The following is a 21,154-nucleotide window of genomic DNA, read 5'->3' as shown; positions in this document are numbered from 1 at the left end:
TTTTATACCTATTTTTGAAGCAAAACTAATCCTATGGCTAAAAAGAAATTTGCAAGAGAGTCTGCTACCATCATGACCGAAATGGTTTTACCCAATGATACCAATACCCTTAACAATTTAATGGGTGGAAAATTGATGCATTGGCTAGATGTAGTGGCCGCTATCGCAGCTCAGAAGCATTCCAATCGAATTGTAGTAACCGCCTCTGCAGATAGTATTTCTTTCAAAGAGCCAATTGCTTTAGGTAATGTAGTTACGCTAAAGTCGAAAGTTACCAGAGCATTTAATTCCTCCATGGAGGTTTTTATAGAAGTAGTGGCAGAAGATATTCCTGCTAATAAGAAAATCATGACCCATCGTGCATTTTTCACTTTTGTGGCAGTGGATCAAAACGGAAAACCTATCGAGGTGCCAGAAGTAATTCCTGAGACAGATGAGGAAAAAGAACACTACGATGGCGCATTACGAAGAAGACAACTGAGACTGGTTCTTTCCCAACGGATGAAACCAGAGGATGCAGTGGAACTGAAATCTATTTTCAATCTTCCAAATACCAAGTGAATTAAAAAAATCTTAGAAGGGACAAGCGTATTTGTCCCTTCTTTTTTTGCTAACAGCTGATTTTTGACCAATTTCCCATCATGGAAAAAATCAGTCTCCACGAATTACAATTCTTCCTTGAAGAAGACCTTTTTCTAATTCCAGAGGACAAACAGCAATTGGAAAATTCATCCTCTCAAGTTGTCCAACCAAGCTCGAAAAGTACTCCAGCGGAAGTTCAGGAATCACAAGAAGTCTATGATTCTCCAATTATAGAAGAGGAAAAAATTGAATCTGAGCCTATTCAAGTCAAAGGCTCATTTTCCAATGGTTTATTGATTGTTCATGAAGAAGAGGAACTGAACGCGGAAGTAATGGATATGTTGGTCAAAATGATCAATGCAGTTGGTAAATCCATGAATGAAGTTGGAATGGTCTCTTCTGAAATTTTGGAAGGAAGATCCTTAGAAGATTTCATGGCACTCAATGCCCATACAATTTTGAAATTCGGAAGAATCAGTCATCCTGTCAATTCTGTTCCAGCGATTCCATATGAAGTTTACACCGATCGAGAGACTCAGTATTTATTTGCAGATTCCCTATCTCAGATCGCAGAAGATAAAATGATGAAGCGCAAACTTTGGAATGCCCTTCAAATCCTATTTAACATCAATAAATAACATGAGTTTAACTCCAGAACAAACCACTTGGGCCAAAAGATTTAAATGGATCAGCTTGATCGAAGGATGTTCCTTTCTGATTTTGTTATTTATCGCTATGCCTTTGAAATACATGATGGATATGCCCATGGCCGTAAAAATTGTAGGTTGGGCTCATGGAGTTCTATTCGTAGTTTACATGTATGTGGTCTTTCCTACTGCTCACAAACTCAAATGGAATTTCAGTAGGACGTTTTTTGCTTTGATCGCAGCAGTGTTGCCTTTTGGGCCTTTTATCTTTGACAGAAACCTGAAAAAAAGTCAACATGTAGATTTTTAGCCTATGGCATTAATCAGCAAGAAAAAGAAGATTTTTCCGATCAGTACAGGATTACGCAAGTACCTGATCAAATATTCCCGAGAGGTGGATATTCCGATCCATTACCATGAATTGCTGCGTTATTCCAATTCTATCGCCCTATATGATTCCAAAGATCAGGATACGCTTTGGGAGACAGTTTTTTACGATGAGTCTGATCGTGCCGAAATCCACCTGAATGTCAAAAAGATTTATGCACTTCTGAAAGCAGGAGGTGACATGTCGGTGATGGAGCATTTGTATGTGGATCGGATTGATCTATGCATTTATGGAAATACACAGCCTTTTCGGGTTAGGATTGTGAATAGAATCAATGACAACTTTGATTACTTCTACATCAAAAATGCTGACGCTTCCCGAGTTTACGGCTTGGAGCTGGAACATTTACTTTCTCCGAACAGAATCAGCTACTTGGTTCATCAAAATACTTTGATCGAGGAGCATATTGCGGGAATTCCGGGAGATAAGTTCATGCGTGTCCATATGCAAGATCCGCATTTGAATCCGATTCGACTTGCCAAAGAATTCGTGAAATTCAATGAAAGATGTTTTGTCAGGCTATTGGGAGATATGCATTCTGCAAATTTTGTGATAGATGTGACTCCGGATTTTGAAGAGACACACTATCGAATTCGTGCCATCGATTTTGATCAGCAATCCTACGAAGGCAAAAAGTCAATTTACCTTCCTCAATATTTCAAAGAAAACAATGTCTTGATCCAATTGGGAATGAAATACATCACTCCTGAGTCGATGCTTCAATATCAAAAGGAAGAAAGAGCGCTGATCGCTAATCGATTAAAATCTTCGCAGAAAGGTATTGATGATATCTTGCGGTCAATGGAGCATGATAAGATTTCCCTTCCAGAGAATATCGAATCGTTGAAAAAAGAATTGGCGAAACATTATTCAAATGAAAAATATTTACAATGCCACAACATGGGGCAAATCTTAAGAATCAGTTTAGAGCACCTCATTCAGAAATAGAAGCTTTTGCCGTTTAGGCATTTTTTAATTTGTTTATTCTTCTGCCCGAAGAAAAAGCTTAACTTCTACCCTCTTTTAGAATTATAAACCACCAAACAAATTCACCCATGAAAATTCGTTTTTATGTGGGTTTACTCTTTGGATTGTTTGCCTCTACTCTTCTGAATGCTCAGACTATTGATGAGGAATACAATGCAAAAATCAAGGAGTTTACAACAGACCCACGTTTTTTACCTTCGTCAGTTTTAGGGGTAGTCGATCATCCCGAGATTCCTTCGCCGAAAAAGCATTTTGGTCAAATCATCGGTGCTCCAGGAGTAATGCACGGCACCAAAGAAATCTATGCTTACTATCAGCTTTTGGCTAAAAAGTCGCCTTATCTGAGCATCAAGCAAGTTGAAACCACGGAGGAAGGACGACCTATTTACATGGTAATCATCGGTAATGATGATAGCATGAACCGACTCGATCATTACAAAGGACAAATGGCAAAATTGGCTGATCCTAGGATTACCAGCCCAGATCAAGCCGAAGAAATTATTGCAGACTCTAAGCCTGTATATTATTTAAATGGAGGTATGCACTCCACGGAAATGGGTTCTCCTGAAATGCTGATGGAACTTGCCTATCGACTGGTTACAAGCGAAGACAAAGCAATTACATACATCAGAGAAAACCTGATTGTATTGATCAATCCTGTTTCAGAGCCAGACGGAAGAGACAAGCAAGTGGATTGGTACCATCGCTACACCAAAGCCCGAACTGATTATGATGATAATTTTCCTAAGTCAACTCCATATTGGGGAAAGTATGTTTTCCATGACAATAACAGAGATGGTCTTCAGGTTTCACAGGGCATCACAAAAGGTATTTTCAAGATATTCTTCGAATGGCATCCATTAGTAATGCTGGATTTACATGAATCTGTTCCTTTGCTTTATATCTCAACCGGAACAGGTCCTTATAATGAGCAAGTTGATCCGATAACGATCGGTGAATGGCAGATTATGGCCAATAGTGACATTGCAAGTCTAGCTGCACAAGGTATGCCTGGCGCGTTTACTTGGGCATTTTATGATGGTTGGTGGCCTGGCTATGGAATTTGGGTGGCAAATAACCACAATGCCAATGGTCGCTTTTATGAAACCTTCGGAAATGCAGGCGCAAACACCTACATGAGAGATTTGTCTAATGCAAGATATGCAGGTGATCCAGCTACCAGTAGAGAATGGTATAGACCTGATCCACCAACTCAAAAAGTCTATTGGTCCGCCAGAAACAATATCAATTACATGGAAGCAGGCGTTCTGGCTTCTTTGACTTATGCTGCTCATAATGGAGAGCAATTGCTAAAAAACTTCTATCAAAAGGGAGTTAACTCAATCCAGAAAGGAAAAACTGAAGGACCAAAAGCCTTTGTCATTCCAAAAGATCAAAAAGATCCTGCCATGGCTGCTTATCTGGTCAATCAACTTCGTGCTCAAAAAATAGAAGTTCATAAAGCAGTTAACGGAGAAAAAGAAGGTGATTATGAAGTCCTTTTGGATCAGCCATATAGAAATCTTGCAGTCAATCTTTTGACCGAACAGAATTATCCGAAGGAGGCAAAATTCCCTCCCTATGATGATATCGCTTGGACTTTAGGTTATTTGTATGGAGTTGAAGTTGAAAAACAAGACAGCATCGCTTATGATTTAAATGACTTGAAAATGGTATCAGAAGATGCTGTTTATACAGGCGAAATCAGTGGATCAGGATCAAATTATTACCTCTCCTATACTGCTCAGAATACAGTTCTTCCAGCACTTTACTGGCTAAAGTCAGAAAATGGCAAAGCTGAGATCCATGTCATGGAAAATGAGTTTGTGGCAGGGCCAGACACTTTATCCATGGGTTCATTTTATTTCAAAGGGATTTCGCAAAAGCAGGCAGAGTATCTGACTACCAACTTTGGTTTGGATTTGATTAAAGGCAGCGAGCAACCTAAATCAGAAGAAACTCACATAGTGACCTTGCCTAAAGTAGCGATCTATCATACTTGGTTTAACACACAAGATGAAGGTTGGTCCAGGTATACATTTGAGCAAAGAGGCATTCCTTATACTTCCATTGATAAGGATGATCTCAAGGCCGGAGGTCTTCGTGCAAAATATGATGTTATTTTAGTTCCAAGAGCAAGAGGAAATGGGTCTGATTTCATTCATGGAGTTACCACCGAATTTGGCCCTATGCCTTTTACCAAAACTGATGAGTATCCTTCTCATGGTTTCCCTGATTCTTCTCCTGATATTACCGGAGGACCAGGATTCTCGGGAATCGATAATCTTAAAAAGTTTGTAGAGGAAGGTGGTCTTATTATCACATTAGATAACTCAACAAACATGGTAGCGGAAACTGGTATCGTTAGAAATCTTGAATCGTATTCAGCTTCAGGATTATTTCATCCGGGTTCTGTAGTAACAGTTAAAATCAAACAAACAGAAAGCCCAGTTCTCTATGGCTTCCCCGAAACCTTCCCAATTTTCAGAGGAAATGGACCATTGTATAGAGTTGACTTAAAAGATAGAGATATGATGCTTCTTCAATATGGCACCAAGCCACTCAAAGATGAAGTAGAATATACAGGACCAATTATGGGAATGCCAGATCAGGAAATCGAAGAAAAAGCAAAACCAGAAGGTGGAAAAGATGTTCCTTATGTACGGTCAGGAATGGTCAGAAATGAGCAGACTATCATCGGTCAAGGTTCTATTTTCAATATTCCGGTCGGAAAAGGAAATGTGTTGGCCTTTACTTTTGATCCACTCCATCGCTATTTAAATCATCACGATGCTCCATTGGTTTGGAATGCACTGATTAATTGGAATCATCTGAAATAATACAAATAAGAAAGAAAAGCCCTTGAATTAATTTTCAAGGGCTTTTTCATTTAAGTAGTTATCAGAAAATACTTTTTTAATGAAGGATTTCTAAGGATCAATCCTGCCCAAACAAAAATTGCTATGTACACCGGAAATAAAACATGGCTGAATAATGGATTTTCAACCCTCAGATGTGTGGCAATTGCACCTCCAAAATATGCTGTCAATAAAACTGCACCTAGAACAGAAGTCTTTGGAATCAGGTAGACTGCAGTGCAAAGCAGAAGGATTATTCCCAAAGTTGGAACTATGGAAGCTTGGTATCCCAACTCTTGGGTAGTTTCGACTGCTTCAGGCAAACTGATAATTTTGATAATAGAATCCATCAGCAAAAAGAGAGTAGCAAGTCCACTACAAACCCAGCTAAAAATGATTTTGGTTCTTGAAATAGCCATTTTTCAGTATTGATTTTCTTTTAAAGTTTATCTCCCAAATATCAATTTTAAAATCAATTTGACTTTGGGGCTATTGTGACAAAAAGAGGGAGAAATACGAAGGTTTTGGATTGTTAAAAAAATACGTCAAATGCCTTATTCCTCCCCGGATTACAAGAATGTAAGTTTGGTTTATAATCTAAATCAATAACTTATGAAACTATTCAGATCAAACCTATGGATCTTTTTGCTGGTATTTGGCGTCTATTTTTCATCCTGTAGCTCAGATGACGATAAGGATCCTACGCAAGCACAAAGTGCCAATGTAACCCCGGAGACACCTGGTGACGCAGATGGAGTTTTAGCTGCGATTAAAGTAAAATCAAATGTACCGGGTTCCACTCCAGTACCTGGCTTAGGAGACATTCTTATTGATGTTGCCTCTGCAAATTTTTATTCCTCAGCAGGTGGAGGAAGTTTAGTAAAAGCTGGAGATGTCATGATCAATGATTTTACTCTTCAAACCGTTGGAAACTCTTATGTAAACAAGGCAACGGACATCACTTTAGGTTTGAATTCTGGTCAAGGGAATGACTGGTCTGTCGCTGGCGGAAATGGTGTTGCTGCGTTTACTTATTCGACGACTAAGAAAATGCCAGGAATCATTCGTTTCAGCAATGTTCCAGATGCCATTTCAGTAGCTGGTTCGGTGACTTTGGCTATTGAGGGAGTTCCTGCCAATTGCGATAATATCATCTGGGTGATTTCTGATGGGGATAAAGTGGCGACCAAAACAAGTAAAACAAACAGTGTGACTTTTTCAGCTTCTGATCTATCAGGCATGAAAGCTACTTCAACGGGAATTGTTCAAGCAGCAGCTTACACAACTGAATCTCAAACTTTCGGAGGTAAAAAGATCTATTTTGTGAATGAAACCTTAGACACAAAATTTGTAGAAATCTCCAAATAAGAATTCTTTTTAAAGCAAAAGGGGTTGAATCGTAATTGATTCAACCCCTTTATATTTTTTAGCTTACCAGCCTTCTCAGATAAGCCCCATATCCGCTTTTTCCAAGTTTTTCAGCTGCTTTCAGCAATTGCTCTTTTCCGATAAATCCGTTTCGGAAAGCAATTTCCTCAATACATCCGATTTTCAAACCTTGTCTTTCCTCAATAACCTCGACAAATTGAGCGGCTTGAAGCAAAGATTGATGAGTTCCTGTATCTAACCAAGCGGTTCCTCGATTTAGAATAGCCACTTGCAGCTGCCCCTTTTTCAGATATTCATTATTTATATCCGTGATTTCCAATTCACCTCTTGGACTTGGTTTGATGTTCTTTGCGATTTCTACCACACGATTATCATAAAAATAGAGCCCTGGTACAGCAAAATTGGATTTTGGAGCACTAGGCTTTTCCTCTATGCTGATAGCTTTCTGGTCAGCATCAAACTCAACAACTCCATAGCGATGTGGATCATTGACATGGTATGCAAAAACCACCCCTCCTTCAGGATCTGTGTTCTCCTTTAATGTCTTATGCAATCCAGAACCATAAAATATATTATCTCCAAGAACTAAAGCTACTTTGTCATCCCCAATAAACTCTTCACCGATAATAAAAGCCTGAGCTAATCCATCAGGACTAGGCTGAACAGCATATTGGAATTTACATCCAACTTGTGAACCATCTCCCAGTAATCTCTCGAATGCAGCGCTATCATCTGGAGTTGTGATTATCAAAATTTCACGGATGCCAGCCATCATAAGGACTGATAAAGGGTAATAAATCATCGGTTTATCGTAAACAGGCATCAATTGTTTACTTACCGAAATAGTTAGAGGATAAAGTCTTGTTCCAGACCCTCCTGCTAAAATGATTCCTTTCATTTGTTAATATTTGGTTTTAGGATCATATGGAATCGCGCAATTTGAATAATCATATTGATTCTTTATGCTCAAGGTTTTGCTCGATTTCCTATAGAAAATATAAAAATCAAAAGTAGATTGAGATGTAAAACTACCCATTGTAGGACATTTTAAAAAATCAGATGAAAATTCTACTTGTAGCGATTGGTACTCGAGGTGATGTCGAACCATTTTTGGCGCAGGCAGAAATTCTTACTGAAGCAGGACACGAGGTAGTTTGTCAGTTTCCAGAACAGTTTAGAGAGACTGTCGAAAAGCTAGGCTATCAGTTAATAGGATTTGATAAAGGGTTTTTAGAAATGCTGGAAACCCAAAGCGGGAAAGCCGTAATGGGCGGAGGTGGAGGATTCAAGCAGCTCAAGGGCTATTTGAACTTGATCAAAAACTCCATGAAAATCCAGAAATTGATCATCAAGGAGCAACGTAATGCCCTATTAGAAGTCAAGCCAGACAAGGTTCTTTTTCATGCCAAAGCATTGTATCACTATTTGGCAGCTAGGATCAATCCAAATGATTTTTTTCTATTGTCTCCCCTTCCTTGCTTGACACATCCTACCAAAGAATTTGCACATATTGGCTTGGGAAAATGGGGTCCATTTTCTGATAAATGGAATTTGATCAGTTATAAATTGATTAATGGCGCTCGATATAAAATGATGAGAAGGATGATGAAACCTTATTTAGGCGATTTTCCTTCTCTCGATCTGAAAGATGCTGCGATGAGAAAATTTGAAGAAAATGAATTAAAAACTCTTTATACTATCTCTCCTTCTCTTTTTCCAAAACCTGGCAATTGGCCAGAAAATGCCAAGACCACAGGGTACTTTTTCCGAAATCAAACTCGAACTTACATAGTAGATCCTGAACTGGAAAAGTGGCTAAAAACTCATCCCAAGGTTATTTTATTGACTTTTGGCTCGATGACGAACCCAAAGCCAGAACAACATTCAGAAATGTTAGTAAAGCTTTTGATTAAACGCAAGATTCCAACTATTGTGAATTTATCCTGGGGAGGTTTGCAAAAAGTTGATTTTGATTCGGATATGATATTTTATGTGAATCAAATTCCTTACGACTACATTCTCCCAAAACTGTATGGAATGATTCACCATGGAGGGTCTGGCACCACTCATCAAGCTGCTGTTCATGGATGTGTTCAATTGATTATTCCACATATTATTGATCAATATTTCTGGAATAAATTAATTGCAAAAAGGGAGCTTGGACCATTGGGAATTAGCATTCATCGCTTAAAAGAGGATACCTTCGAAGTTGCTTTATTGAACTTTTGGCAAAATGAAAATTACAAAACCAATGCTTTGCAACTAGCCAAACTCATGGAAAATGAAGCAAATCCCACACAACTATTAGAATACCTTATAGCCTAATCCCAAAATGAAAAATATACTCCACAATATTTTATACCTCCTAATCCCACTTTTAATGGCTTGCGCTCAAGACCCTACGATAGTATTCAAAAAAAGTAACCTTGAGCAATACAGACCTGAATACCATTTCACGCCAGAAAAAGGCTGGATGAACGATCCCAATGGTATGTTTTATTTAGATGGGACCTATCATCTTTTTTACCAGCATTATCCAGATAGTATTGTTTGGGGACCAATGCATTGGGGACATGCTATTTCAAAAGATCTAATCAATTGGGAGCATTTGCCAATTGCGATTGAACCTGATAGCCTTGGCTATATTTTCTCTGGTTCAGCGGTAGTGGATTTGGAAAATACATCTGGCTTAGGAAGCAAAGAGAACCCTCCAATAGTGGCGATATTCACATACCATGATATGGAGGGAGAAAGATCAGGTATCAACAATTATCAATCTCAAGCAATTGCTTTTTCCCTGGATAAGGGAATGACCTGGACGAAATATGATGGAAATCCTGTTTTACCAAACCCAGGAATTCGGGACTTTAGAGACCCAAAAGTAAGTTTGGTGACCAGGGAGGATGGTACCAAAAATTGGGTAATGACTTTGGCTGTGACTGATCATATCAATTTTTACAGTTCGCCAGATTTAATTCATTGGACCCAGACAAGTGAATTTGGAAAAAATGTTGGAGCGCATGGTGGAGTCTGGGAATGCCCAGATTTGATCCCTCTAAAAACAGAAAATGGTGAAGAGAAATATGTCCTTTTGGTAAGCATCAATCCAGGAGGTCCCCAGAAAGGATCAGCAACGCAATATTTTATCGGAGACTTTGTTGATGGAACCTTTACTCCAGATGACACCATGCTTCGATGGATAGATTATGGTCCGGATAATTATGCCGGAGTGACTTGGAGCAATCTTCCTGAAGATCAAAATAGAACTTTATTCTTGGGATGGATGAGTAATTGGCTTTATGCTCAGAATGTCCCAACCAAAACTTGGCGATCAGCCATGACTATTCCGAGAGAATTAAGCCTATTTGATATAGATGGAACCTACTTAGTAAAATCAAAACCTGCTTCAGAATTAACCCAACTTAGGGAAGCGAGTTATGTGTTTTCCGGTCAATCTTCTGCACTTCCTTCTCAAGCAGTAGAAATTGAATTAGCTGTTGATGAAACAGATGAATTTCAATTGACTTTCAGTAATGAAATGGGTGAAGAATTTACGATTAATAAAGAAATGGGACTGGTAACTATCGATAGAAGCAAAGCAGGAAAATCAGATTTCAATGACGATTTTGCAGCAGCTCATTCTGCCCCTATGAGCTGGAAAGCAAGAAATCTGAGAATCTTTTTAGATGCTCATTCCGTTGAAATATTCGTAAATGATGGTGAATTAGTAATGACTTCTACCCTGTTCCCAACAAGTCCTTGGAAAAATATCAGTTGGTCAGAAAACCTAAAAAATGTGAAAATCCACCTTCTGGAAAAATAGTTTGATAAGTCGCTTGATAATTCAAATTAATCTATCCAAATTTTCTAACAATTAGCTATTTAAATGAAATTTAACCTTCAAAATAGATCAGTCATGACTTCAGGAATCTGCCTGTGGATGACTTCTATTTTGTTGTTTTCATTTTTTGTACAAGCAGTTCCTTCACCATCAAAAAATCAGGAACATCGCTACGATCATGTACAGCAAGCTTCGTTTCCTGTTGATTTAGCAACAATTCTTGAAGAGTCTATTGAGATTCCTGGATTTGAATTCAATCCTACATGGCTAGGATTAGCTAATTCGGGATTTATCTCAGTTTTATTAGACCCTAAAGGAAAACATCTCAGCGCCACATTTTTCAAAAAATCACTGGCACTTTTCGATGTCAAAATAACTTTCCTCCAGTTTTTCTACACTTGGTAATGTGATTTAAAGAGATTCTTTTTTGGCCTTCGCCAACAACTTTAAACACTTAATCACATTAACCAATCAAATCATGGTACATTCAGAACCAGTGAACCTTATGGTTTCATTCTTTTTGACCGTAGGCATCATCCTACCCTTTGCATATACTTCATATAAAGCAAAAATTAAAAATCCCATAGCTTCCAACTTTCAGGAGTTTACCGAACTACATCATTTACATCCTACAATGATCGAAAAATGGAAAAATCACCAGTTGGCATTTGATGCGGACCAAAATAAACTTCTCTATTTCCGTCAAGGAAATTATCCACAGCAATCAGTTATTAATTTGAAGGAAATTAAAAATATCAGTATTCAAGAATATACTCACACTTCTGGAACTGGTAAATACAAACATGATGTCATGGACTATCTAGGGGTTAAGCTTCAATTCATAGATGAGTCTCATCCTCCAAAAATGCTTGAAATCTATGATGGCAAACTATTTCCTAGCATCTCCAGCGAGAGAAGTATTGCAAAAAAATGGTTGGAATTTCTGCAGAAGCAGATAAAAATGAATCAACCTGATTAAAGGCTTGAAACCAAATATTTAGAATCCATGTTTAAAAGCTCCTTGAATAAATCAGGGAGCTTTTATTTTATAGATTTTAGAAACACAGTTTGTCTTCTTTTTCTTAATTTCTAAACCAAATCGAATCTTTTATGTCTGAAGAAAACAAAATCAAAGAATACTCAAATGGAGAAGTCACCATTACTTGGGAGCCTTCAAAATGCATCCATTCAGCCAATTGTGTAAATGGCCTACCTTCAGTTTTTGACAATAAAAAAAGACCTTGGATCGATGCAATGGGTGCTACTACCGAAGAAATTGTAAAGCAGATCAATAAGTGCCCAAGTGGAGCACTAGGATATTATTTCCCAGAAAAATCAGAAAAGAGTTCGGGTGATGTAATCTCAGAACAACTAGTTGAAGTGATGCCCAATGGGCCTTTGATGGTTTATGGAAATCTCCAAGTAAAACTTCCTGATGGTAAGATTCAAAATCAGAATAAGGTTTCTGCGTTTTGCCGATGCGGAGGAAGCCAAAACAAGCCATTTTGTGATGGATCGCACAAGAAAAATGGATTCAAAGGATAAGAAACATGAGAAAAGTCTTGGTCATTTTTGCCCATCCTAAATATGAACATTCGGAAGTAAATCAGGCTTTGATTCGCTCTATCGAGGGTTTGGAAGGAGTTACGATTCGGGATTTGTACGAACTCTATCCTGATTTCAATATTGATGTTCAAAGTGAACAGGAATTATTGTTTGAGCACGAAATAATCCTATTCCAACATCCTTTTTATTGGTATTCCTGCCCTCCTTTGTTGAAGCAATGGATGGATCTGGTTTTGGAGTTTGGTTGGGCTTATGGACCTGGAGGCATTTATTTGAAAGGGAAATATTTATTGTCTTCTATCACTTCTGGTGGATCTTCAGAAGCTTATCAACCAGATGGAAAAAACAGGTTTACTTTAGAGGAACTTTTGCGTCCTTTTGAGCAGACGGCATACTTATGCAAAATGGAATACCTACCCTATTTTCATATAGGAGGCACACATCGAATTAAAGACGATGAACTCAATCAAAAGAGTTTAGACTTTCAAAAACTGGTTTTTCATCTTCGAGATGCAGAAAAAATTGTAAGTGAATCACTACCCCATCTAGAACAAAACTTAAGCTGATGTCAGGATTTTTACCAAGTGCTATCGTCTATATTTTAGCTGCTATCGTTTGTGTTCCAATTGCTAAAAGACTTGGAATGGGATCTGTTTTGGGCTATTTGCTTGCAGGAATAGCTATTGGGCCTTACTTGGTGGGATTTATTCAGGAAGGTCAAGACATCATGCACTACACTGAATTTGGAGTGGTCATGATGCTGTTTCTGATCGGATTAGAGCTAGAACCAGAAAATCTCTGGAAAATGAAAAACCTGATCCTCAATGCAGGATTGACACAGGTGCTTGTTACTTCAGCTTTGATTATCGGCTTAGGAATTGCATTTGGGTTCACTTGGCAAATCTCTATTACAATTGGGTTTTCCATGGCACTATCTTCCACCGCAATAGTCTTGCAATCCCTGAAAGAAAAAAATGTAATGGGAAGTCCTGTTGGGAAGCTTTCCTTCGGAGTTCTATTGATGCAGGACATAGCTGTGATCCCGATTTTGGCCATTTTACCATTGTTGGCAGTAGCTAATGAAACAGTAAATACCTCAGGAGAAGGCCATGGATTTATTGAACAATTTCCTGCTTGGGTTCAAACACTTTCGCTTTTTGGTGCAGTTGGGTTGGTGATATTATTGGGAAGATACGGCTTTGGTCCATTATTGAATTACGTCTCAAAAACTCATTTAAGAGAGCTCTTTACAGCATCTGCTTTACTGATTGTGGTAGGTATTACTTTTTTAATGGAATTTGTGGGTTTGAGTCCCGCATTAGGAACATTTTTAGGCGGCGTGATCTTGGCAAATAGCCCCTATAAGCATGCCTTAGAATCAGATTTAGATCCTTTCAAAGGACTTCTTTTAGGAATGTTCTTTATGGCTGTAGGCGCAACCATCAACTTTGGATTAATTTTTTCCAATGCCTCTATCATCATCTCAGCGACAATTGGAGTGATTATTTTAAAATCCCTGGTTCTTTTAATCATTGGAAAAATTAAAAAACTAGAGATAGGAAACAATCTGAAATTTGCAATTGGCTTATCGCAAATCGGTGAATTTTCCTTTGTGACTTATGCTTTTGCTAGTCAGTTGGGAATCATTGATCTCTCTATCTCTGATACGCTTATGGCAATCACAGCTTTGAGTATGACGATCACTCCTATTTTGATGGTAATTTTGGATAAGGTGATATTTCCAAAAATGTCAACCAACCAAGGCCCTAAAAAGGAAATGGACACAATCGAAACTCGGAGTAAAGTTATTTTGGTAGGTTTCTCGCATTTCGGTTCAACTCTAGGACGGTTTCTTCGAGCAAATGGTGTAGAAGCTACCGTACTTGATTACAATCCAGACAGAGTTGATTTTTTAAGAAAAATGGGATTCAAGGTTTATTATGGTGATGCCACACGATTGGATTTGCTCCATTCGGCGGGAGCTGAGGAAGCTACCTTATTGATTTCGGCTATCAAAAATCCAGAGACAAACCTCAAATTGATTGAAATCTGTAAGGAGAATTTCCCAAAGCTTGAAATCATGCTTCGCGCAAAAAACAGAGTCGATGCATATGAACTGATGGAGGCTGGGATGGAAAATATTTACCGCGAACATTTAGATACTTCCATTCGCATGGGTGAAGATGCCTTGAAAAAATTGGGATTCCGAGCGCATACAATCCATAGATTGGCAGCTAGTTTCAAGAAATATGATGAAGAAGCTCTAAAAGTTTTGGTTCAATACAAAAACAACCAGAAGGAATATATCTCCAAAATAAAGCTGCAAATCGAAAGTCAGGAGACACTTTTATCTGGGGAACTAAGCCGTAAATTCTCGATGAACGACCATGCCTGGGATAGTGAAGCTATGAAAAATCCTGAAAATTAATTTTAAATTTACTTGATTTATTGAACAGTGTTCATTTATATTTGAACGTTCAATAAATAATCATGGGAATATCAGATAGAAAAGAAAGAGAAAAAGAGGAATTGAGAGATTCAATTCTGGCCGCAGCGAAAGAACTTTTTCTGGAAAAAGGTATTGATAAGACCTCTATTCGAAATATCGCTGATAAAATTGAATACAGCCCAGGCATAATCTACCATCACTTCAGGGATAAGAATGAGATTTTTCATGCCTTACACCAAGATGGGTTTATGACTCTTCAAAATAAAATGGAAGTTTTGAATTCAGTCAGAAATCCATTGGAAAGACTGAAAGCAATGGGAAGTATTTATATAAGGTTTGCAATGGAAAACCCTGATATGTATGATCTTATGTTTATTAAAGAAGCTCCGATGGATCATTTATTTGATAGTGAGCATGATGATTGGAAAGAAGGAGGAGGATCATTTAATGGTTTGAGAATGACGATTAAAGAATGTATCAGTCAAGGGTATTTTGAAGGACACGATTCTGAATCACTCTCCTACCTTGTTTGGTCAGCGGTTCACGGTCTGGTTTCATTGAATATCAGAAAACGCTGTGAAGTCATAGAATTAGAAAAAAGGAATACGATCGTACAAGAAGGACTAGAAGCCTTTTTTAAAATATTAGACAAGCTCTAATATTTTTTTACCCAACCATTAAACACTGTTCATTATTTTAACAATGTATTATATGAAGCTAAAATTCTTTACGATCCTTTTAGGATTTACAGGTGGGCTCTTCGTACCTGGATTTAGCCAAAGTAAATTAGACTTATACATTCAAGATGGTTTAGAGAACAACCTGGTTCTAAAGGAAAAATCCATCTCTTTGGATAAAAGTCTTTTAGCGCTTAAAGATGCCAGAAGTTACTTTCTTCCAGCCGTTGAATTTGGCGCCACCTATAATCTGGCTCAAGGAGGAAGAAGCATTGATGTTCCCTTAGGAGATTTGCTGAATGGTGTTTACAGCACTTTAAATATGTTGACCCAAAGCAATGCATTTCCCCAACTGGAAAACCAATCGACTCAATTTCTTCCAAATAACTTTTACGATGCTCGATTTCGAGTAACAATGCCCCTTATCAATACAGATCTAAATGCCCAAAAAGATATTCGAGCTAAGCAGGTTCAGATGACTGAATACAATCTAAAAATCTACGAGGCAAAGTTGATTGAGGACATCAAAATAGCTTATTACAATTATTGCACAGCAGAAAAAGCTTTGGAGGTAATTGAAAGCTCGAAAGATCTAGTCGAGCAAAATCTCCATGATAACGAATCCTTATTAAAGAATGGAAAAGGCCTTCCAGCTTCCGTACTGAGGGCAGAAAGCGAAGTGGAAAATATCAATGCGCTTTTGATTGAAGCTGAGAACAGAAAGAAAAATGCTTCCTATTACATTAATTTCTTGTTGAACAGACCTTTGGATGAAGCAGTAACCTATGAAGAACAAAGTGTTGATTTAGCCCAGTTGGCAACTCTTCTTACAGAAGACAACTTGGACTCTAGACCGGAAATTCTTCAGATCCAAACTGCAAACGCTATACAAGAAAGGTTACTCCAAAACAATAAGAACTACTGGGTTCCAAAGCTCAACACTTTTGTCGATCTAGGTAGCCAAGCCTTTGATTTTGAATTCAATACCCAAAGTAGTGCTTACGTCTTTTTTGGATTGAATTTAAACATCCCAGTTTTTCAAGGAGGAAGAAATAAAACTCAAATCCAACGAGGTCAGCTGGATTTAAACAAAATTCAGATTCAGGAGGAATTAGTAACCGATCAGATTCAGTTGGAATTAAATCTGACCAAAAACGAAATCCGATCCAACCAAGCAGCCTTAAGGTCTTCAGAAAAGAAGCTAGAATCCTCCAAGGCTTACTTGAGATTAGTAGACAGAGGATTTAAAGAAGGCGCCAATTCACTGATTGAATTTATTGACGCCAGAAATCAATACACACAAGCTGCCTTGCAGCAAACCATCCAATCTTATGACTTGCTTAAGTCTTTAGCCACTTTAGAACGCCAACTTTCCATAGAAACTTATTAAGCCATGAATACAAGACTAGTTATTTTAATCCTTTTTGCGGCTGGTTTGATGACAGCCTGCGGAAAATCCGATGCAGTGCAGCAAACTCCTGACAAAGGTGAAAGCATTCCTGTAAAAGTTGCTTCTCTGAAGAAAGGAACTCTTTCCTCTCCTATCCTAGCCTCAGGAAATTTCACTACCAATGAAGAAACCCTTCTTTCTTTTAAAACAGGCGGAATCGTTCAAAAAGTATATGTAGAAGAAGGTGAAGCAGTGAAAAAAGGTCAGGTTTTGGCAGCCTTAGTTTTAACCGAAGTTCAGTCAGGATTAAATCAGGCAAAGCTTGGGTTTGAGAAAGCACAACGGGATTACGAGCGTGCTGAGAGACTATATCAGGATTCAGTGGCCACACTGGAACAATTCCAAAACAGCAAAACAGCTTTGGAAATAGCAAGACAACAACTTAACACAGCGGAGTTCAATTTGACTTATTCTCAAATCAGAGCTACTGAAGACGGTTTTGTTCTTAGAAAGTTTGTCAATGACGGTCAGCAGGTATCATCCGGAAGTCCGGTTTTACAAACAAATGGGACTGCTTCAAATTCCTGGAAATTTAAAGCTACTGTCAATGATTCGAATTGGTCCAGAATAGCCTTGGGAGACAGCGCTACAGTATCTCTTGGATCCCAAGAAGATCTATTTATCCCAGGAAAAATCACTCGCAAAAGCCAAGCTGCAGATCCGGTTTCCGGCGCCTACTGGGTGGAAGTGCAACTCGAAAAACCTGATTCTATCAACCTAGCTTCCGGCATGTTTGGAAGAAGTACCATTTACCCTACTGCTAAAACTGAAGGTTGGCAGATTCCTTATTCCGCTTTATTGGATGCCCAAGGCGATGAGGGTTTTGTCTTTGTCACAGATGACCAGAAATCAGCAAAAAAGGTAGCCGTAAAACTCGGTAAAATATCGAATGAAACTGTGCAAGTGATCAGTGGTTTGGAGAATTTCCCCTATTTGATCATCTCTGGATCAGCCTATCTAAACGATCAATCTCCAATCCAAATCCAAGAGTAAGATGAAGATTTCAGATTTCTCGGTAAAGAACTATCAGTTTACCCTGATCATCTTTATCATGACGGTTGTTTTGGGCTTGACCACATTTTTTAATATGCCTAGGTCAGAAGATCCAACCATGGAAGCTCCACAGTTTCCTGTTGTGATTGTGTATCCAGGAGCCAGTCCTGAGGACATGGAGGAGCTAATTGTAGATCCGATCGAAAAAGTGGTCTATGGTCTAGAAGACATCAAAAAAATCGTCACCAAAATACAAGATGGTGTTGCCGTGATGCTGGTCGAATACAAATATGAATCAGATGTTAATGAAAAATATCAAGAACTCGTTAGGGAAGTCAATTCCTTGCGCCCTTCCCTGCCAAAGGATATTGTCAGCATCGATATCAGAAAAGTGAGACCCTCTGATGTAAATATCTTGCAGATTGCTTTGATCAGTGAAAATGCATCCAAAGAAACTTTGAAGAGCGAGGCAGACCGCCTTCAGGATGAATTGGAGAAAGTAACGGATCTAAAGAAAGTTGAGATTCATGGAATACCCGATCAAATTGTAAGAATAGACTTAAGATTGGATCAGATTGCTGAGATGAATATTCCGATCAATGCGATTATTGGAAGTATCCAAAGCGAGATCACCAATATTCCGGGAGGTTCAATCGAAGCAGGAACAAAATCATTCAACGTTAAATCCAGTGGAAACTATACCTCTGCAACAGAGATTGCTGAGACCATTGTTTATTCCTACAACGGGAAAAATATTGCTCTCAAAGATGTGGCTGATGTCCAGGACACCTTTGATGAAAACAAGCACATCACGAGGTTAAATGGCTATAGATCCATCTTTGTCACAGCCGCGATGAAGGAAGGATCCAACATCAGTGACGTTCAGAAGAAATATTTGCCAGTTCTAGAAAAATACCAAAATGGCTTGCCTGAAAACGTAGCCATGATCAAAAGCTTTGACCAGGCTGAATATGTGAATAGACGTTTGAGCGGTCTGGGAGTAGATTTTTTGATAGCGATAGCATTGGTTTTCGTCACTTTGTTACCGCTTGGAAATAGAGCTTCCTTAATCGTGATGATTTCTATTCCGCTGTCTTTGGCTATCGGTCTGGTGTTACTAAATGCTTTTGGTTTTGGTTTGAATCAATTAAGTATTGTTGGTTTGGTGGTTGCCTTGGGATTGTTGGTTGATGATTCGATTGTGGTGGTAGAAAACATCGAGCGTTGGATCAGAGAAGGTTATTCCAAGAAAGATGCAGCGTTAAAGGCTACCAAGCAGATTTCCCTATCGGTGGTTGGATGTACGGTTACGCTGATTATTGCTTTTATGCCTCTGGTTTTTCTGCCAGAAGGATCAGGTGATTTCATCCGAAGTCTTCCTATGGCGGTCATCATGAGTGTATTGGCATCCATGCTGGTTTCTTTGACCATTATTCCTTTTTTGTCTTCTGCCCTTTTGAAAGAACATAAAAAAGACGGAAATAAAATCTTGGATTGGTTGCAAAACATTATTCATAAAAGTTATGCTCCAATCTTAGAGCGAGCGATCAAAAAACCAGTTCAAACCTTATTGATTGCCTTTGGAATCTTCGGTTTGTCTTTGTCTTTGTTCCCAATTATCGGTTTTAGCCTTTTTCCAGCATCAGAAAAACCACAATTTCTGATCAACATTACTACACCGCTTCAGACAAAGATTGGTACTACGGATGAAGTCACGAGAGCGGTGGAAGAGGAATTAAATACCATCCCGGAATTACTGAATTTCGCAAGTAATGTAGGAAAGGGAAATCCAAGGATTTACTACAATGAAATCCCAGAAAACGAAAGAACGGATTACGCCCAAATTTTTGTACAACTGGATCCTGAAACAGATCCTCCGCGCAAAATGGAAATCATAGAAAGTCTGAAAGACAAGTTTGCAAGCTATGCTGGAGCAAAAATCGAAGTCAAGAATTTTGAACAAGGACCTCCTGTTACGGCTCCTGTAGAAGTTCGCTTGAGTGGAGAAAATTTGGATAGTTTAAGAGCAATGGCAGCAAGGGTGGAAACCATGCTAAAGGCTACTGAGGGGACGATTTATGTGACTAACCCAGTGGCAAATCTTAAAACAGATATCCGTGTGGACATTGAAAAGGTTAAAGCCAGACAGCTGGGAGTGAATATTGCAGATGTAGACCGCACGATCCGGTTGGCAATAGCAGGCTTAAACTTGGGTTCATTTACAGGTTTGGATGGAAATGACAGAGAAATTCTTTTGACCAGTCCAAAAGATGAAAGACCAACCTTAGAAAACTTCAATGGTCTCTATGTCAATAACCAGCAAGGGAAAGGAATACCTTTGACCCAGATTGCAAATCTCAAACTGGAAAGCTCTACCCTTAAAATTGATCATTACAATAAAATAAGATCCGTTTCGGTGACTGCCTTCGTAGATCAAAATTACCTAAGTGATCGTGTTATCTCTGATGTGATCGGAAAAATGGATCAATTTGATTTTCCAATTGGCTATTCCTATAAAATGGGTGGTGAATTTGAAACACGCGAAGAGTCTTTTGGTGGATTTCAGTCCGTGATAATTGTTACCGTTTTCTTATTTATTGCCGTATTAATTTTGCTTTTCAAAACCTTTAAAAGCACAATTATCGTATTATCTGTCATTCCCTTGGGAATGGTCGGCGCTTTAATAGCACTTTGGCTAACAGGAAATTCACTTTCATTTGTAGCAGTTGTGGGATTAATTGCGTTAGCAGGTATAGAAGTCAAAACATCAATCTTACTCGTGGACTTTACAAATCAGCTTAGAAAGGAAGGAAAATCTCTGGACATAGCGATTCGGGAAGCTGGCGAAATCAGGTTTTTACCGATTGTTTTGACTACTGTAACAGCCATTGGGGGATTGATTCCGATCGCATTGTCGACCAATCCATTGATCTCTCCTTTAGCGATTGTTTTGATTGGAGGCCTGATCAGTAGCACATTATTATCAAGAATTGTTACACCGGTGATGTATAAACTACTACCACCAAAATTTGAAACACTATGAACCAACAGTTTACTCTCTTAAAAAAAGCGGTGGAAGTATTTCATTCCTATGGAATCAACCTCATCGGTCAACAAAAAAATGCACATTTCATCCAGCAATTGCATATGGATCCAATTTTCTTGAATGGGTTGATTTTCGAACTGGAATACCAGCTTCATGTCATACTACAGGATGAATTGTTGGGTGAAGTAAATACTCCGAAGGATTTGATTGCCTTGCTTTTGAATATCCCTCAGGACAATTAAAAAATATAACTGAAAACAAACCAACAGAAAAGGCTGTGC

The 21,154-nt window shown here is 38.5% G+C and carries 20 protein-coding genes; 18 read left to right on the top strand and 2 right to left on the bottom strand.

Translation table 11 applies throughout. The features are described 5' to 3' along the window. The first annotated feature begins 33 nt into the window (after positions 1-33). The 5 genes from J0A69_RS13870 to J0A69_RS13850 all read left to right on the top strand — a co-directional run bounded on the left by J0A69_RS13870 (position 34) and on the right by J0A69_RS13850 (position 5,444). Positions 34-561, top strand: coding sequence for an acyl-CoA thioesterase (locus tag J0A69_RS13870; RefSeq protein ID WP_206587207.1), 528 nt, complete (start codon positions 34-36; stop codon positions 559-561). An 80-nt stretch (positions 562-641) separates the two neighbouring features. Then, positions 642-1,220, top strand: coding sequence for a hypothetical protein (locus tag J0A69_RS13865; RefSeq protein WP_206587206.1), 579 nt, complete (start codon positions 642-644; stop codon positions 1,218-1,220). Position 1,221: 1 nt separating this feature from the next. Beyond that, complete coding sequence (locus J0A69_RS13860) at positions 1,222-1,539, top strand: DUF3817 domain-containing protein (protein WP_206587205.1); 318 nt, start codon at positions 1,222-1,224, stop codon at positions 1,537-1,539. A 3-nt stretch (positions 1,540-1,542) separates the two neighbouring features. Beyond that, on the top strand, positions 1,543-2,565 hold the full coding sequence (locus J0A69_RS13855) for a hypothetical protein (protein ID WP_206587204.1): 1,023 nt from the start codon (positions 1,543-1,545) through the stop codon (positions 2,563-2,565). Positions 2,566-2,672: 107 nt separating this feature from the next. After that, a complete protein-coding gene (locus J0A69_RS13850) occupies positions 2,673-5,444 on the top strand; it encodes a M14 family zinc carboxypeptidase (protein ID WP_206587203.1) in 2,772 nt (923 codons plus the stop codon). A 50-nt stretch (positions 5,445-5,494) separates the two neighbouring features. On the opposite strand, the gene J0A69_RS13845 is transcribed toward J0A69_RS13850, so the two are convergent. Beyond that, complete coding sequence (locus tag J0A69_RS13845) at positions 5,495-5,881, bottom strand: DoxX family protein (RefSeq protein WP_206587202.1); 387 nt, start codon at positions 5,879-5,881, stop codon at positions 5,495-5,497. A gap of 193 nt (positions 5,882-6,074) precedes the next feature. On the opposite strand from J0A69_RS13845, the gene J0A69_RS13840 reads away from it, so the two are divergent. Continuing rightward, the gene (locus J0A69_RS13840; RefSeq protein WP_206587201.1) at positions 6,075-6,830 is read left to right on the top strand and encodes a hypothetical protein; all 756 of its coding nucleotides are present in this window, start codon (positions 6,075-6,077) and stop codon (positions 6,828-6,830) included. Between the two features lie 58 nt (positions 6,831-6,888). On the opposite strand, the gene rfbA is transcribed toward J0A69_RS13840, so the two are convergent. After that, on the bottom strand, positions 6,889-7,749 hold the full coding sequence (rfbA, locus tag J0A69_RS13835; RefSeq protein ID WP_206587200.1) for a glucose-1-phosphate thymidylyltransferase RfbA: 861 nt from the start codon (positions 7,747-7,749) through the stop codon (positions 6,889-6,891). 161 nt (positions 7,750-7,910) lie between these two features. On the opposite strand from rfbA, the gene J0A69_RS13830 reads away from it, so the two are divergent. The 12 genes from J0A69_RS13830 (at position 7,911) to J0A69_RS13775 (ending at position 21,115) form a co-directional block, all read left to right on the top strand. After that, the gene (locus J0A69_RS13830; RefSeq protein ID WP_206587199.1) at positions 7,911-9,176 is read left to right on the top strand and encodes a glycosyltransferase; all 1,266 of its coding nucleotides are present in this window, start codon (positions 7,911-7,913) and stop codon (positions 9,174-9,176) included. 7 nt (positions 9,177-9,183) lie between these two features. Continuing rightward, positions 9,184-10,674 (top strand): glycoside hydrolase family 32 protein, encoded by a 1,491-nt coding sequence (locus J0A69_RS13825; protein ID WP_206587198.1) that lies wholly within the window; start codon positions 9,184-9,186, stop codon positions 10,672-10,674. A gap of 63 nt (positions 10,675-10,737) precedes the next feature. Then, entirely contained in the window at positions 10,738-11,097 is a 360-nt protein-coding gene (locus J0A69_RS13820) for a hypothetical protein (RefSeq protein WP_206587197.1), read from the top strand. A 73-nt stretch (positions 11,098-11,170) separates the two neighbouring features. Next, the gene (locus tag J0A69_RS13815) at positions 11,171-11,671 is read left to right on the top strand and encodes a hypothetical protein (protein ID WP_206587196.1); all 501 of its coding nucleotides are present in this window, start codon (positions 11,171-11,173) and stop codon (positions 11,669-11,671) included. Between the two features lie 131 nt (positions 11,672-11,802). Further along, positions 11,803-12,237, top strand: a complete 435-nt coding sequence (locus J0A69_RS13810) for a (4Fe-4S)-binding protein (RefSeq protein ID WP_206587195.1) — start codon at positions 11,803-11,805, stop codon at positions 12,235-12,237. 5 nt (positions 12,238-12,242) lie between these two features. Continuing rightward, a complete protein-coding gene (locus tag J0A69_RS13805) occupies positions 12,243-12,824 on the top strand; it encodes an NAD(P)H-dependent oxidoreductase (protein ID WP_206587194.1) in 582 nt (193 codons plus the stop codon). Further along, on the top strand, positions 12,824-14,686 hold the full coding sequence (locus J0A69_RS13800; RefSeq protein WP_206587193.1) for a monovalent cation:proton antiporter-2 (CPA2) family protein: 1,863 nt from the start codon (positions 12,824-12,826) through the stop codon (positions 14,684-14,686). Before J0A69_RS13805 ends, J0A69_RS13800 begins: the two co-directional genes overlap by 1 nt. 62 nt (positions 14,687-14,748) lie before the next feature. Continuing rightward, on the top strand, positions 14,749-15,366 hold the full coding sequence (locus tag J0A69_RS13795; RefSeq protein WP_206587192.1) for a TetR/AcrR family transcriptional regulator: 618 nt from the start codon (positions 14,749-14,751) through the stop codon (positions 15,364-15,366). Positions 15,367-15,418: 52 nt separating this feature from the next. Then, a complete protein-coding gene (locus J0A69_RS13790) occupies positions 15,419-16,774 on the top strand; it encodes a TolC family protein (protein WP_206587191.1) in 1,356 nt (451 codons plus the stop codon). A gap of 3 nt (positions 16,775-16,777) precedes the next feature. After that, positions 16,778-17,827 (top strand): efflux RND transporter periplasmic adaptor subunit, encoded by a 1,050-nt coding sequence (locus tag J0A69_RS13785; protein WP_206587190.1) that lies wholly within the window; start codon positions 16,778-16,780, stop codon positions 17,825-17,827. Position 17,828: 1 nt separating this feature from the next. Continuing rightward, entirely contained in the window at positions 17,829-20,870 is a 3,042-nt protein-coding gene (locus J0A69_RS13780; RefSeq protein ID WP_206587189.1) for an efflux RND transporter permease subunit, read from the top strand. Then, complete coding sequence (locus tag J0A69_RS13775; protein WP_206587188.1) at positions 20,867-21,115, top strand: acyl carrier protein; 249 nt, start codon at positions 20,867-20,869, stop codon at positions 21,113-21,115. The genes J0A69_RS13780 and J0A69_RS13775 overlap by 4 nt, the downstream gene beginning before the upstream one ends. The last annotated feature ends 39 nt before the right edge of the window (positions 21,116-21,154 follow it).

It is taken from the genome of Algoriphagus pacificus, from assembly GCF_017254845.1.
GTDB lineage: Bacteria > Bacteroidota > Bacteroidia > Cytophagales > Cyclobacteriaceae > Algoriphagus > Algoriphagus pacificus.
Note: the sequence above shows the minus strand (reverse complement) of the source record. Positions and strands in the feature narration are given on the sequence as shown.

Excerpts from the sequence above, each read along its gene's own strand:
- J0A69_RS13870 (WP_206587207.1), top strand. The coding sequence starts at position 34 with ATGGCTAAAAAGAAATTTGCAAGAGAGTCTGCTACCATCATGACCGAA.
- J0A69_RS13850 (WP_206587203.1), top strand. The coding sequence starts at position 2,673 with ATGAAAATTCGTTTTTATGTGGGTTTACTCTTTGGATTGTTTGCCTCT.
- J0A69_RS13830 (WP_206587199.1), top strand. The coding sequence starts at position 7,911 with ATGAAAATTCTACTTGTAGCGATTGGTACTCGAGGTGATGTCGAACCA.
- rfbA (WP_206587200.1), bottom strand. The coding sequence starts at position 7,749 with ATGAAAGGAATCATTTTAGCAGGAGGGTCTGGAACAAGACTTTATCCT.
- J0A69_RS13865 (WP_206587206.1), top strand. The coding sequence starts at position 642 with ATGGAAAAAATCAGTCTCCACGAATTACAATTCTTCCTTGAAGAAGAC.
- J0A69_RS13820 (WP_206587197.1), top strand. The coding sequence starts at position 10,738 with ATGAAATTTAACCTTCAAAATAGATCAGTCATGACTTCAGGAATCTGC.
- J0A69_RS13810 (WP_206587195.1), top strand. The coding sequence starts at position 11,803 with ATGTCTGAAGAAAACAAAATCAAAGAATACTCAAATGGAGAAGTCACC.
- J0A69_RS13795 (WP_206587192.1), top strand. The coding sequence starts at position 14,749 with ATGGGAATATCAGATAGAAAAGAAAGAGAAAAAGAGGAATTGAGAGAT.
- J0A69_RS13855 (WP_206587204.1), top strand. The coding sequence starts at position 1,543 with ATGGCATTAATCAGCAAGAAAAAGAAGATTTTTCCGATCAGTACAGGA.
- J0A69_RS13800 (WP_206587193.1), top strand. The coding sequence starts at position 12,824 with ATGTCAGGATTTTTACCAAGTGCTATCGTCTATATTTTAGCTGCTATC.
- J0A69_RS13785 (WP_206587190.1), top strand. The coding sequence starts at position 16,778 with ATGAATACAAGACTAGTTATTTTAATCCTTTTTGCGGCTGGTTTGATG.
- J0A69_RS13815 (WP_206587196.1), top strand. The coding sequence starts at position 11,171 with ATGGTACATTCAGAACCAGTGAACCTTATGGTTTCATTCTTTTTGACC.
- J0A69_RS13825 (WP_206587198.1), top strand. The coding sequence starts at position 9,184 with ATGAAAAATATACTCCACAATATTTTATACCTCCTAATCCCACTTTTA.
- J0A69_RS13840 (WP_206587201.1), top strand. The coding sequence starts at position 6,075 with ATGAAACTATTCAGATCAAACCTATGGATCTTTTTGCTGGTATTTGGC.
- J0A69_RS13790 (WP_206587191.1), top strand. The coding sequence starts at position 15,419 with ATGAAGCTAAAATTCTTTACGATCCTTTTAGGATTTACAGGTGGGCTC.
- J0A69_RS13775 (WP_206587188.1), top strand. The coding sequence starts at position 20,867 with ATGAACCAACAGTTTACTCTCTTAAAAAAAGCGGTGGAAGTATTTCAT.
- J0A69_RS13845 (WP_206587202.1), bottom strand. The coding sequence starts at position 5,881 with ATGGCTATTTCAAGAACCAAAATCATTTTTAGCTGGGTTTGTAGTGGA.
- J0A69_RS13780 (WP_206587189.1), top strand. The coding sequence starts at position 17,829 with ATGAAGATTTCAGATTTCTCGGTAAAGAACTATCAGTTTACCCTGATC.
- J0A69_RS13805 (WP_206587194.1), top strand. The coding sequence starts at position 12,243 with ATGAGAAAAGTCTTGGTCATTTTTGCCCATCCTAAATATGAACATTCG.
- J0A69_RS13860 (WP_206587205.1), top strand. The coding sequence starts at position 1,222 with ATGAGTTTAACTCCAGAACAAACCACTTGGGCCAAAAGATTTAAATGG.